The 11,376-nt window shown below is 64.3% G+C and carries 14 protein-coding genes; 10 read left to right on the top strand and 4 right to left on the bottom strand.

Annotation, left to right across the window (positions count from 1 at the left end; translation table 11 throughout):
- Positions 1-444: 444 nt before the first annotated feature.
- A complete protein-coding gene (locus Q0743_RS28010; RefSeq protein WP_298244701.1) occupies positions 445-1,128 on the bottom strand; it encodes a TetR/AcrR family transcriptional regulator in 684 nt (227 codons plus the stop codon).
- A 236-nt stretch (positions 1,129-1,364) separates the two neighbouring features.
- On the opposite strand from Q0743_RS28010, the gene Q0743_RS28005 reads away from it, so the two are divergent.
- The 3 genes from Q0743_RS28005 to Q0743_RS27995 all read left to right on the top strand — a co-directional run bounded on the left by Q0743_RS28005 (position 1,365) and on the right by Q0743_RS27995 (position 4,111).
- Positions 1,365-2,255: an NAD(P)/FAD-dependent oxidoreductase gene (locus tag Q0743_RS28005; protein ID WP_298244700.1), complete on the top strand. Its 891-nt coding sequence runs from the start codon at positions 1,365-1,367 to the stop codon at positions 2,253-2,255.
- A gap of 5 nt (positions 2,256-2,260) precedes the next feature.
- On the top strand, positions 2,261-3,046 hold the full coding sequence (locus Q0743_RS28000; RefSeq protein WP_298244699.1) for an SDR family oxidoreductase: 786 nt from the start codon (positions 2,261-2,263) through the stop codon (positions 3,044-3,046).
- 201 nt (positions 3,047-3,247) lie between these two features.
- Positions 3,248-4,111 (top strand): class I SAM-dependent methyltransferase, encoded by an 864-nt coding sequence (locus tag Q0743_RS27995; protein ID WP_298244698.1) that lies wholly within the window; start codon positions 3,248-3,250, stop codon positions 4,109-4,111.
- A gap of 30 nt (positions 4,112-4,141) precedes the next feature.
- Here the strand turns inward: Q0743_RS27995 and Q0743_RS27990 are convergent, their stop codons facing one another.
- A complete protein-coding gene (locus tag Q0743_RS27990) occupies positions 4,142-4,705 on the bottom strand; it encodes an SET domain-containing protein (protein WP_298244697.1) in 564 nt (187 codons plus the stop codon).
- Between the two features lie 163 nt (positions 4,706-4,868).
- Between Q0743_RS27990 and Q0743_RS27985 the strand changes: the two genes are divergently transcribed.
- A complete protein-coding gene (locus tag Q0743_RS27985) occupies positions 4,869-5,474 on the top strand; it encodes a hypothetical protein (RefSeq protein ID WP_298244703.1) in 606 nt (201 codons plus the stop codon).
- Here Q0743_RS27985 and Q0743_RS27980 read toward each other — a convergent pair.
- Positions 5,471-6,106, bottom strand: a complete 636-nt coding sequence (locus Q0743_RS27980; RefSeq protein ID WP_298244696.1) for a DUF6321 domain-containing protein — start codon at positions 6,104-6,106, stop codon at positions 5,471-5,473. The two genes, Q0743_RS27985 and Q0743_RS27980, sit on opposite strands and share 4 nt — an antisense overlap.
- Before the next feature lie 48 nt (positions 6,107-6,154).
- On the bottom strand, positions 6,155-6,886 hold the full coding sequence (locus tag Q0743_RS27975; RefSeq protein ID WP_298244695.1) for a WHG domain-containing protein: 732 nt from the start codon (positions 6,884-6,886) through the stop codon (positions 6,155-6,157).
- Positions 6,887-6,991: 105 nt separating this feature from the next.
- Between Q0743_RS27975 and Q0743_RS27970 the strand changes: the two genes are divergently transcribed.
- The 6 genes from Q0743_RS27970 (at position 6,992) to Q0743_RS27945 (ending at position 11,362) form a co-directional block, all read left to right on the top strand.
- Positions 6,992-8,389: a carotenoid oxygenase family protein gene (locus tag Q0743_RS27970; protein ID WP_298244694.1), complete on the top strand. Its 1,398-nt coding sequence runs from the start codon at positions 6,992-6,994 to the stop codon at positions 8,387-8,389.
- A gap of 53 nt (positions 8,390-8,442) precedes the next feature.
- The gene (locus tag Q0743_RS27965) at positions 8,443-8,706 is read left to right on the top strand and encodes a hypothetical protein (RefSeq protein WP_298244693.1); all 264 of its coding nucleotides are present in this window, start codon (positions 8,443-8,445) and stop codon (positions 8,704-8,706) included.
- 76 nt (positions 8,707-8,782) lie between these two features.
- Positions 8,783-9,370, top strand: a complete 588-nt coding sequence (locus tag Q0743_RS27960; RefSeq protein WP_298244692.1) for a hypothetical protein — start codon at positions 8,783-8,785, stop codon at positions 9,368-9,370.
- A 12-nt stretch (positions 9,371-9,382) separates the two neighbouring features.
- Positions 9,383-9,937 (top strand): septation protein IspZ, encoded by a 555-nt coding sequence (locus Q0743_RS27955; protein ID WP_298244691.1) that lies wholly within the window; start codon positions 9,383-9,385, stop codon positions 9,935-9,937.
- 192 nt (positions 9,938-10,129) lie between these two features.
- Entirely contained in the window at positions 10,130-10,426 is a 297-nt protein-coding gene (locus Q0743_RS27950) for a hypothetical protein (RefSeq protein WP_100177515.1), read from the top strand.
- 15 nt (positions 10,427-10,441) lie between these two features.
- Entirely contained in the window at positions 10,442-11,362 is a 921-nt protein-coding gene (locus tag Q0743_RS27945) for an SH3 domain-containing protein (protein WP_298244690.1), read from the top strand.
- The last annotated feature ends 14 nt before the right edge of the window (positions 11,363-11,376 follow it).

Below are 11,376 nucleotides of genomic sequence, written 5' to 3'. Positions count from 1 at the left end.
CCCCGGCCCGCATCTCGTGACGATCGCGAAGCGCCCCTCTGGCAGGGCCGGGATGGCAGGTGTATGCCACAAATCCGAAATTCGGAAAAGCGATATATTTTTGACGGGTGGGGTTGACGGGTTTTGGGTGTTTTGCCCGACGCCTCGGCAGGGGCTTATCACGCCGTAGGATGGGTAGAACCCTTGTGAAACCCATCGAGTTCGTAGCGCATGAGTCGAACCCCAATATGGGCGTTGAATCATGGGCGTTCAGCCAAACGCAACGTCTTGGCTGGCGATGGTTAGGCACTTTCAGGTCAAAGCGGACATCAGCCACACGAGGCCCTCCGCTGAAACCTTCGAAAATGACCAAAGCGGACGTTAGTCGGACCGTGCGGCCGACTCGTCAATTTTCATGATCGGCTGGCCTGCCTTGACCTGCTGGTCGATTCAGTCACGCACGCTTCAAATTTTGTTTTTTGACCTTGAGGCAGGCAAATATCCGCCCGCGTGGTCGTTCCCACCGTGCGCGGCGACGAACATGGCGACGGCCGACCGGCAATAGGATTCGATTTCCTTGTCGTCCTCTGCTTTCGCCTGATCGAAGCGTGCGATCATCAGGAGATCGGATCCTTTGAAAAGCGCAGCAAACAAGCGGGCGGACCGCAGAGGATCGGGCACGTTCAGATCCGCCTTCGCGTGCAACTGACGCAACAGGGCCTCGATTTGGGCGATGACATGGGCGGGGCGCGCTTCGTAATGGAGCCTGCTTAATGACTTTTGATTCGTCTTGTCGGCCATGATCATGTCTTCAACACCGCGGACGTCCGGCCTCAACAGCGTGCGAAGCAGGGATGATCCCACCGCCATGAGCTGATCTTCGGCCGAAACGTCGACGCCTTCAAGAAGGGCCTGTGGTGCAAACAATTGTTGGCAGCCGGCCGCCATTGCCGCGCCGAACAGCGCCTCCTTGTTCTCGAAGTGCCGATAGATGCTGAGCTTGGATATCTTCGCTCGCTGGGCGACCTTGTCCAAAGTCGTCGCTTGAAAACCCAATTCCACAAAGAGTTCGCGCGCGGCGTCGACGATCGTTTGGGCAAGCGCCTCGTTGGCGGGACGGCCGCGCCGGCCCTGGCTGTTTTCGGTCACGGCAATTCCAGTACTTGACAGTATTCTAATTCTCGAATTACGATACCATGAAGTATCGGAAATGTGCAAGCCAATGCGTAGGTTTCAATTTGTCCCGCAAATCAAACTGCCCTGGCCGCCCGGCGTTGCAACGACGAGCCCTGCTGAAGTTGGCTGCGCTTTCCACCATCGCCCGCGCCCAGGCCACCGCCAAGCCCAACCCGTCTCCCTCCATCCACAGCACGGAGCCCAACACCATGGATGACGTCATCATCATCGGCGGAAGCTTTGCCGGTCTCGCCGGCGCCCTGCAGCTCGGCCGCGCCCGCCGCAAGGTCACCGTTCTCGATACCGGCCTGCCACGAAACCGCTTCGCCGGCCACTCACATGGCCTGCTCGGCCACGATCATAAGCCGCCGCTGGACATTCTGGCCGAGGCGCGACGGCAACTGGCGCGTTATCCCGCGATCAAGCTGGTCAATGCCCGGGCCGAAAGCGTCTCGGGCGCCATCGACGATTTCAAGGTCCTTACTGGCGATGGCGAAAGCCTTCGGGCGCGTCGCGTGATCCTGAGCTATGGCGTCGCCGATCAGATGCCTGATGTTCCGGGTTACGCTGAAAGCTGGGGCACGTCGATCGTGCCTTGCCCCTATTGCGACGGCTTTGAAGTCGCCGGCCAGCATTGGGGCCTCGTGTGGTCCAGCCCGCAGTCGCACAATCAGGTCAGGCTGTTCCACGATTGGACCGACAAGTTGACGCTCTTCGACGATGGTCACGACATTCCGCCCGATGTCCAAGCCGATCTGGCGCGCCGCAACGTACCTCTCGTCGATGGCCGGATCGTTGAGATTGCCCACGACAAGGGCCATATCGCCGTCAATCTCGATACCGGCCGCAAAGTCGCGGTCGACATCCTGTTCGCCAATCCGCGCAACAAGCCGTCCGCAAGCCTGCATGAATCACTGGGCCTTGCCACCGTGGCTACGCCCGCCGGCATCGTCCTCAAGGTGGACGAGCGCCGTCAAACCAGCACGCCTGGCATCTACGCCGCCGGCGACCTCACCACGCCCTTCTTGCCTTCCGTCACCCAGGCATCATCGCAGGGCGCGATGGCGGGCATCTTCGCCCAGCAGTCGATGGTGGTTTGAGAGCAATGAACAGCTTCGTCGGAAAATGGGCTCTGATCACCGGGGCGTCGAGTGGCCTCGGCCTTGACTTCGCAGATCTTCTGGCTGCGCAGAAAGTGAATCTCGTGTTGGCGGCCCGACGGCAGGAGTCGATGGAAAAGCTTGCCGCCGATCTCCGCCGCAAATACGGCGTGGACGTGCTGGTCGAGACGATCGATCTTGCCGCGCCGGGTGCGGCCAGCCGCTTGAAAAGCAGTCTCGATGCGAGGTCGGTGACGATCGACATCTTGCTGAACAATGCCGGATACGGCTTGCACGGCACTTTGTTGGACACGCCGATCGAGCGCACGACAGACATGATCCAGCTCAACATCACGACGCTGACAGAGCTGACCTACCTGTTCGGCCGCGACATGGCCGCGCGGCAATCCGGACATATCCTTCTCGTTTCCAGCCTCATGGCCTTCCAAGCCGTTCCCACCTACGCGGCCTATGCGGCGACCAAGGCATATGTACTCGCTCTTGGCGAGGCCGTGCACGACGAACTTCGCTCGCATGGTGTGGTTGTCACCACTCTCTGCCCGGGGCACACCGCGACGGGCTTCGATGCGGCAGCCGGCGCAGCCACAACGGCCTTGCTGCGCCTCCTCACCATGAAGCCGCGTCCGGTCGCCGCGAGCGGTGTTCGGGCGCTTATGGAAGGAAAGGCCATGGTGATCGCGGGCCTGACGAACAAGATGGCAGCCTTTTCAAATCGTCTGACGCCGCGATCAATGCAAAGGGCCACGTTGAAAAGAATAGTGGACGGTTAACTGCAGGGGCGCAGGCATGCGGAGCTCATTGAACAAGCGGGGTCTCTGAAGGCTGACGATGTACAGGGAGCTCCGATCCGGAACTGGTCGTTCCTCTCAAGGATCAGCGGAGAATGGATCGCTTCATCCCGTTCGCCCTCGCTGGTCGCTGGAGACGATGCGCGCTTTGACATCGGACAGTTTAGAGAACAAGGATATCTCATGGCACAGCACAATGCCGATCGAGCCGCCGGCTGGAATGACCAAAGCGGGGAGCGCTGGGTCGCCTACCAGGCCCAGCTCGACGCCAGGCTGGCGGTGTTCGGCGAGGCCGCGATCGAAGCCGCCGCGCCCGCGGCGGGCGAGCGCGTGCTGGACATCGGCTGCGGCGCGGGCACGTCGAGCCTGGCTCTGGCCGCCCGCGTCGGCGCGGAGGGCCAAGTGCTGGGCGTGGACATATCCGAGTCACTGATTGCCCGAGCGCGCGCGCTTGCGCCACAGGATATGCCGGTCGTGTTCCGCGTGGCCGACGCCAGCAGCGCCGAGCTGCCAGAGGGGGTGTTCGACATTTTGTTCTCGCGTTTCGGGGTGATGTTCTTCGGCGATCCGACGGGGACGTTCGCCCATATGCGCCGCGCGCTCAAGCCGGGCGGGCGGGTCGCTTTCGTCTGCTGGCGCGGCGCGGCCGAGAACGATTGGATGCGCCTGCCGATGGGCGCGATCAGAGGCATCGTCGCGCCGACGGCGCCGCCCGATCCCGAAGCGCCCGGTCCATTCTCGTTCGGCGACCCGAAGCGGGTGGGGCGGATCCTGACGGCGGCCGGATTCACCAATATCGCTATCGAGCCCTTCGATGCTCTTACCCCGTTTGGCGAGGGCGCGACGCGGGACGCGGCGATCGACGACGCGGTGAAGATGGCGATCGAGGTCGGCCCGCTGTCGCGCGTGCTCGCCGATCAGCCCGACGACATCCGCGCTCGCGCCTCGGCCGCGGTTCGTGCCGCTTTCGCCGGTCGCCCCGGTGATCGGTCGCTGCTGATCGAGAGCGCGACGTGGATCGTTACGGCGCGCAATCCCGCAAGCTGAGGGATTAAGAGGGGAAGACGCCCGGGGACGCTACGCCCTGGCCCGGCCGGCCTTGCCGGCGAAGTGCTTGCCGTTGAGCTTCTTCTTGGCGGCCCTGGTCTTCGAACCCTTCGCAACCACCTTCTTGGCCTTGCGCGCCTTGACCTTGGCGGCTTCCGCCCGCGCCTCGGCGCGCTGCTTCTTGCGCTTGTTCTCGCAGGAGGGGCACTTGCAGCCGATCGGCTTCAGATAGGCTTTGAAATAATCGGTGCCGTAATCGTAGTTGATCTCGTCGCCCGGCTCGATGTTCCTGATGGCGCGGATGAAGACCTTGCGCTCGCGCGGACGGACGTCGGATTCCGCGTTGGGCCGGCAGGAATGATTGATGTAGCGCGCGAGGTTCTTGCGCACCGAGCCGTCGATGGTCCAGCGGCCGTTGAGCTCGAACAGGTACTTGTTCTCGATGTCGTCCTGCTCGGGGATCCGCGAGTCCAGGATCGGCCCGAAATAACGGATGATCCTTGTGCCCTTCTTGATCGGCTGGGTGGCGAAGAGGCCGAGTCCGGTCTTGGAACGGCCGACGCGGTAGGATTTGCTGGAAGCGATGGCTGGCATGATCGAGAGAAATGAGAACGCGAACGAGGCCCGATGCCTCAAGCGAAGCCGCTCTTCTAGAACGATTCCGCGCCGCTGTCAGGTCTATCCCACCCTTGTTTGAACCTTGCCCACAATCAAGACGTCTGATGGGAGGGAGTTCCCGCACCATCGAAGCCACATGATGAACCGCATCACCTGCATCAGCCTGGCCGTCTTGATGACTTGCATCGGCCTGAACAGTGCCGCCGCCCAATCCATGGGCAGCGCCTACACATCGACGGCGCCAAAGGATTGCCGCCAGATCGGCAAAGCGAGCGAGCTCGACGGCAGCACCACGCGGGCATGTCCGGGCAAGGCGGGTCTGGTCGTGCTGATTGCCGAGGACGATCTTCGCGAAATCGTCTCGGTCGGCCGCAATCGCAAGGCTGCCGCCGAGGAACCGGCGGCCAAGGTCTGGTTCGCCCCGTTCAACTCATCGGAGACCACGATCGAATGGCGCACCATGGGCGCCAGGCCGTTCGCGATCATCCAGCGCTGGCACATCGCCGACAACAGCGATCCCGACAAGCAGGGTCGGCCCAACACCAAGGCCATGCTGGTCGTGACCCGGCTGCCGCCCGGCCCGGTCTGCCATGTCGCCTATGTCGATGCGATCGCCAACCCGACCGCCAATGAGCTGGCGCGCAAGGCCGCGGACGATTTCGCCCGCGGCTTCACATGCGGCAAGGACGAGGTGAAGATCATCGGCACACGCGGCCGCGCGGTCGAGCTGGCGACGATGCGTTAGCCCTTCGCCTTGGCACGCCGATAGCGCGCCAAGAGCCGCTCGCCCTTCGCGGCAATGCGCCGCGCCGCCGCCACTGTCTTCGGAACAGGCTCGCCCCAGGCATGCGCCGACAGTGCGTGGCGGGTCGGCTGCCCCTTGGCATCGACCAACGGCGGCAGTTTTGCGCGGCCATAAAAGCGCACGGCCCAGCTGCCTTTCCGCCGCATCTCCTGCGGTGTCATCTCCTGCTGTTTCTTGGTGACGCCGGGCCGCAGATGAGCGCCCTGCTTGCGCGCGAACGCCCTGCGACCCGCTGCGGTCAGGCCGCCCTGCGGATCCCTTTCGCGCGCGGACGCGCTGCGCTTGCGTGATGACTTTGCCGTCTTCTTCGCGGTGCGCTTACGCGTCTTCCTCGCGGAGGTCTTCTTTGCTTTCGATGATTTCGACTTCGAAGCTTTCTTTGAAGCCTTCTTCCTGGAGGTCTTCTTCGCTGCCATGCGCATGTTGTCCACGAGGTTGGGATAGGGGCGGCCGGCACGGCGGGCGCGCGCTTTCGCCGCCGATTTCTTTGCGGGACTGAGATGCGTGGAGGCCTTGCCGGCCCGCTTGCGGGGATTGGCGCGTTTCCAGGGCGCGCGTGATGTTCTTGCCATGCGGCGTCAACGCCTGATCAGGGCAAGGGTTGCGTCGGTCCCTGACGATCAGGGGCCGGGCAGCTTTCCCGAGATGGGCGCCGTCAGCATCGCCTCGAGCAGGCGTTCGGCCGTTGTCCCCTCCGGCAGACGCCCCAAAATGTCCGCGAGACGCCCGTCGAGCAGCAGCGTGGTGAAGCCGTGCACCATCGACCAGGCGCGTGCGATCGCGGCGCCCTGGTTCAGCGTCAGCGCATCGCCGCTGATCTGTTCCTGCCGCATCATGCCGATTGCATTGGCAAGCCCGGCGAAGGAGGCTTCAGCCGCCTCGTGCAGCGAGGGTCTTGAATAATCCAGCCGCTCGGTGCGGAACATGATGCCGTACATGCCGGGATGGGCCTGCGCATAGGCGACATAGGCTTTCGGCCGCGCCAGCGCGGCTTCGAGCGGCGTGGTGGCGGCATTGCAGGACGCCGCCATCGCCGCATTGAACTGACGGAAGCCTACCGCGGCGAGTTCGCTGAGCAGGCCGGTGAGGTCGCCGAAATGATGCGTCGGCGCGGCGTGCGACACACCCGCCTCCCGCGCCACCGCGCGCAATGTGAGGCCCGCAAGCCCGTCGCGTTCCAGCACCCGTTCGGCAGCCTCGAGCAGCGCATCGCGCAAGGCGCCGTGATGATACGGCGTCTCGGCCTTCGCGCTGGTCGCGCGGCGTGCCGGACGCGACGCCGCTGCCGAGGTCTTTTTTCCAGGGGTACGCGAGCTTCGCGCGGTGTCGCTCTTGGTATCGGTCTTGGTCATTTGCAAGCTATATGACGCAATATTGACAGTGTAAAGATTTCGCTTGACCGAAGTGGCAATCGGCGGTATCTGATCTTTACGATGTAAAGATAGAGAGGCTACGCCGTGCAGCACGACGCCATCGCCGAGCGCCGCAACAATATCGGGCCGATCCCGTTCGAAGCCGACGCACCTTTCCTCAAGATCATCGGCGAATTGCCGCGTGAGCTGAACGGCGTGCTCTATCGCAACGGTCCCAATCCGCAGTTCGAGTCTCCCGGCGCGCACTGGTTCGTCGGCGACGGCATGCTGCACGCCTTCCATCTCGAGAACGGCCGCGCCAGCTACCGCAACCGCTGGGTCCGCACCCCGAAATGGCTCGCCGAGCACGATGCCGGCCGCGCGCTGTTCGGCGGCTTCGGCCGCAAGCTTCCGGATGCGCCTGCCAACCTCACCGACGGCGGCGTCGCCAACACCAACATCATCTTCCACGCCGGCAAGCTGCTGGCCCTGGAAGAAGCCCATCTGCCGACCGAGATCGAGCCCGGCACGCTGGCAACGCGCGGCTATCACAACTACCAGGGCCGCGTCGCCGGCAGCTTCACCGCGCATCCGAAGATCGATCCCGTCACGGGTGAGTTGGTGTTCTTCGGCTACAACGCAGCGGGGCCGCTGACGCCTGCCCTCTCCTACGGCTCGATCGACGCAACAGGCAAGGCCACGCGCTTCGAGCGGTTCGAGGCGCCCTATGCCAGCATGGTGCACGACTTCATCGTCACCGCGAACCATGTGCTGTTTCCGATCCTGCCCATCACCGGCAGCATGGAGCGCGCGATGAGCGGGCGGCCGCCTTACGCCTGGGAGCCGGACAAGGGCGCCTATGTCGGCGTGATGAAGCGCAGCGGCACCGCGAAGGACATCGTCTGGTTCCGTGGTGAAGCCTGCTACGTCTTCCACATCATGAATGCGTGGGAGGACGAGAACCGCATCGTCGCCGACGTCATGCAGTTCGAGGAAGCGCCGTTGTTTCCGCATCCCGATGGACGGCCGACCGATCCCGAGAAGTCGCGCGCCCGGCATTGCCGCTGGACCTTCGATCTCACAGGCAATACCGATCGCTTCCAGCAGACTTACCTCGACGATCTCACCGGCGAATTCCCGCGCATCGACGACCGCCGCGCCGGGCTGAAGAATCGTCACGGCTGGTACGCCTGCGCCAATCCGAAACTGCCGATGTTCGGCGCACTCTCCGGCGTCGTCCATGTCGACGGCAACGGACGGCGGCTCGGCCATTACCTGCTGCCCGCCGGCGACACCATCTCCGAACCCGTGTTCGTCGAGCGCGCGAAGGACGCGAGCGAGGGCGACGGCTGGCTGCTCGCGGTGGTCTGGCGGGCACGCGAGAACCGCAGCGACCTCGCGGTGTTCAATGCCACCGATGTCGAAGCCGGCCCCGTCGCGTTGGTGCAGCTCGGCCATCGCGTGCCGGACGGGTTTCACGGCAATTGGGTGGGCGCACGATAGCGCCCGTCTTTTTCCCAAAGCCACAGCACGGATCTGTCACCAAAGAGGCCCCCATGCAGTTGCCCTCGCTCACCGCAGACGTCCTTGCCCTCCTCGCACTGATCTGCGCCGTGGTCGCCGTCCAGATGATCCGGCTGCGGCGGAGCGGCCAGATCATCTTCAACGGCGGCATCCTGCTCGGCCTTGGTCTGGCGATCGCCTGTTCGGTCCCGGTCCTGTCGCACCTGCCCTGGGCCGAATTGGCCGAGGAAGCCTCCGACCAAGCCATTGCAGCAGCTCAGCTTCTATATGCCGCTTACGTGATTTTGACATTGTAAAGATTTGACTTGACCCGGCGCTCCGCCTGAACTATTTATCTTTACAACGTAAAGATCGGCCAGACCGAGGCGGCCCATGACGATTTTCCTGATCCTCGCCCCCTACGGCGCCTACAGCCTCCTGATGCTGGTGACGTCGGCCACGATGAGCGTATTCGCGGCCGCCGCGATCTGCCTCATGACCATCGCGATCGACGTGGCGTACGGCCGCTCGGTGAAGATCCTGGCCGCCGGCTCGGCGGTCGTGTTCGCCGCAATCGGCCTCTATTTGACGCTGCTCGATCCGCAGCTCGGCACGCTCGGTGTCAAGCTGTCGGTCGATATCGGCGTCTTCGTCATTTCTCTCGGCTCGATCCTGTTCCGCCGTCCCTTCACGCTGCAATACGCGCTTGAATCGGTGCCGGCCGAGACCGCGGCGATGCCCGGCTTTCTCACTGCCAATTACGTCATCACCAGTGCCTGGACCGTGGCCGCGCTGTTGATGGCGGCGGCCAATCTCGTGCTGCTCTACGTCCCCGGCCTGCCGCTCTGGTCGAGCCTTGCGGTGGCCTTCGCCGCCCGCAACAGCGCGATTTACTTCACAAAATGGTATCCGGAGTATCACCAGATCAAGTACGGTGCGCCTGCCCGCGCCTTGCCCACGGTCTTGCCCAACGCCCGCTAGACAGGATTGACGATGAAGGACGTATTCGCCCGCCTCGCCTCCGACCTCTTCTCCGCGATTGTCTTCCTGGTCGTCTATCTCGTCACCGACAACGTCATCCTGGCAACCTCGGTGGCGATCGCCGGCGCGATCGCGCAGGTGATCCACGCCCGCATCAAGGGCCAGCAGCTCAACTACATGACCTATGCGAGCCTCGCGCTCGTGGTCGGCCTCGGCACCATCACGCTGCTGACCAACGATCCCCGCTTCATGATGGCAAAGCCCTCGATCGCGCATTTCGCCATCGGCGCGATCATGCTCAAGCGCGGCTGGATGCTGCGCTACATGCCGCCGATGGTCGTCGAGACCGTTCCGGAATATGTGACGGCTGCGGGCTATGCCTGGGCGGTGCTGATGTTCGTGATCGGCGCCGGCATGATCGTGGTCGCCTCCACCGGCGATCTGAAGCTGTGGGCGTTCTATCTCACGGTGGTCGCCGGCGGCGCCAAGATCCTCGCCTTCGCCGTGCAGTACGTCGTGCTCCGCCTCATCGTCACCAGCCGCCGGCGCGCCGCCGCCCGCGCCTGAAGCGCGACGTGATCGCGCTTCAGGTCGTCGTCTGAGCATGATCTTAACCGAAAACCGCTGCGCACTTTTCGGGATCATGCTGCTATGCCCCATCGAAGGGGGTTAGGCAGGCGCTGCGAGTTGGGCTATAGGCTCGCTTGAGGACTGGCCGCGGATCGTCGCGGTCCGCCGGGATTTGTTCGGGAGACGGGAATGGCCGTAGACGGCAACTGGAATCTGACCATGACGACGCCGATGGGCGAGCGCCAGGCGACGCTGAGCCTGAAGGCCGCGGGCGGCACGCTGACGGGCTCGCAGGGCGCGGAAGGCAATACCGCCGAGATCTTCGACGGCACCGTCTCCGGTGACAACGTCTCCTGGAAGGTCTCGATCGACAAGCCGATGCCGCTCACGCTCGAATTCACCGGCACCGTCTCCGGCGACAGCATGAACGGCGAGATGGGCATCGGCCCGATGGGCAGCTTCCCGTTCACGGGCGCCCGCGCGTAAGGCCGCGCAGCCATCATGCGCACGCTCCGTCTCATCGCGGCGACGATGCTGTGCGTCGCGACACAGGCGGCACGCGCGGACGACACCGAACCGGCGTGGCGCGCAAGCGCGCTCGCCATGGTGCCCGCGGGCTATGTCGCCGGCCTCGCCTACCGGACCGATGGATCGACGGGCTATCTCGCGGTCTATCCCGCGACGTCGAACGATCCGAAGACACCGGCGAGCGTGTTCGCGGCGCGGCAGGCCCTCGTGGTCACGCTGACACCGGATGCGACACGCGCCGTCTCCGCCGAGTTGAAGCCGCGCGCCGAGCCCGATCCGGACAATGACGAAACCGATTTCGCCAAGCTGCACGCCGAGCTCGCGGCCAAGCGGGCAACGCTGCCTGAGGGCACCGAGCCCTGCAGTCTCGGCGCCTGGTCGATCGACAAGGATCCTGGCGGCCTCAACGTGCGCGCCGAACCGTCGACGTCGGCGCGTGTGCTCGGCACGCTGCCGCCACCCTATCGGCTCAAGCTCGGTGGTGCCGAGAACACGCCCGACGGCGGCTGGCTCACCGAATTCCGCATCGTCGGCTTCAAGAGCGGCTGGTTCCTGATCGAAGGCGCAAGGCCCCCGGGCAAGGACTACGAGGACGAGAAGCGATACCCGCGCAGCGCGCCAAAGCCCTATCCCGGACGTGGCTGGGTCGCCTCCAACAAGGTCGGTGCGAACTTCGCCAATGGCGCAACGCGCCAGGGCGGCCTGTTCCAGGCGCCCTTCGTCGACGCCAAATGGATGCCGGCCCAGCGCGAGCTCGGCGGCCCCATCGACGGCGACGGCGGGCCGAAGCGCCTCTTCGCCTGCAGCGGCTTCTGGGGGCTGGTCGAGAGCCACGACGGCGTCCGTGGCTGGTGGCGCGCGCTGTGCTCCAACCAGGTCACGAATTGCAGCTGAAGGACGCGGGCTTC

The sequence above is a fragment of the uncultured Bradyrhizobium sp. genome, assembly GCF_936943645.1.
Lineage (GTDB): Bacteria > Pseudomonadota > Alphaproteobacteria > Rhizobiales > Xanthobacteraceae > Bradyrhizobium.
The sequence above is the reverse complement of the archived record's forward strand: the minus strand, read 5'-3'. Positions and strand labels throughout refer to the sequence as shown.

What these genes read in the sequence shown, in the direction of transcription:
- Q0743_RS28005 (WP_298244700.1), top strand. Translation starts at nt 1,365, where the DNA reads ATGGATGACGTCATCATCATCGGCGGAAGCTTTGCCGGTCTCGCCGGC.
- Q0743_RS28000 (WP_298244699.1), top strand. Translation starts at nt 2,261, where the DNA reads ATGAACAGCTTCGTCGGAAAATGGGCTCTGATCACCGGGGCGTCGAGT.
- Q0743_RS27995 (WP_298244698.1), top strand. Translation starts at nt 3,248, where the DNA reads ATGGCACAGCACAATGCCGATCGAGCCGCCGGCTGGAATGACCAAAGC.
- Q0743_RS27990 (WP_298244697.1), bottom strand. Translation starts at nt 4,705, where the DNA reads ATGCCAGCCATCGCTTCCAGCAAATCCTACCGCGTCGGCCGTTCCAAG.
- Q0743_RS27985 (WP_298244703.1), top strand. Translation starts at nt 4,869, where the DNA reads ATGAACCGCATCACCTGCATCAGCCTGGCCGTCTTGATGACTTGCATC.
- Q0743_RS27980 (WP_298244696.1), bottom strand. Translation starts at nt 6,106, where the DNA reads ATGGCAAGAACATCACGCGCGCCCTGGAAACGCGCCAATCCCCGCAAG.
- Q0743_RS27975 (WP_298244695.1), bottom strand. Translation starts at nt 6,886, where the DNA reads ATGACCAAGACCGATACCAAGAGCGACACCGCGCGAAGCTCGCGTACC.
- Q0743_RS27965 (WP_298244693.1), top strand. Translation starts at nt 8,443, where the DNA reads ATGCAGTTGCCCTCGCTCACCGCAGACGTCCTTGCCCTCCTCGCACTG.
- Q0743_RS27960 (WP_298244692.1), top strand. Translation starts at nt 8,783, where the DNA reads ATGACGATTTTCCTGATCCTCGCCCCCTACGGCGCCTACAGCCTCCTG.
- Q0743_RS27955 (WP_298244691.1), top strand. Translation starts at nt 9,383, where the DNA reads ATGAAGGACGTATTCGCCCGCCTCGCCTCCGACCTCTTCTCCGCGATT.
- Q0743_RS27950 (WP_100177515.1), top strand. Translation starts at nt 10,130, where the DNA reads ATGGCCGTAGACGGCAACTGGAATCTGACCATGACGACGCCGATGGGC.
- Q0743_RS27945 (WP_298244690.1), top strand. Translation starts at nt 10,442, where the DNA reads ATGCGCACGCTCCGTCTCATCGCGGCGACGATGCTGTGCGTCGCGACA.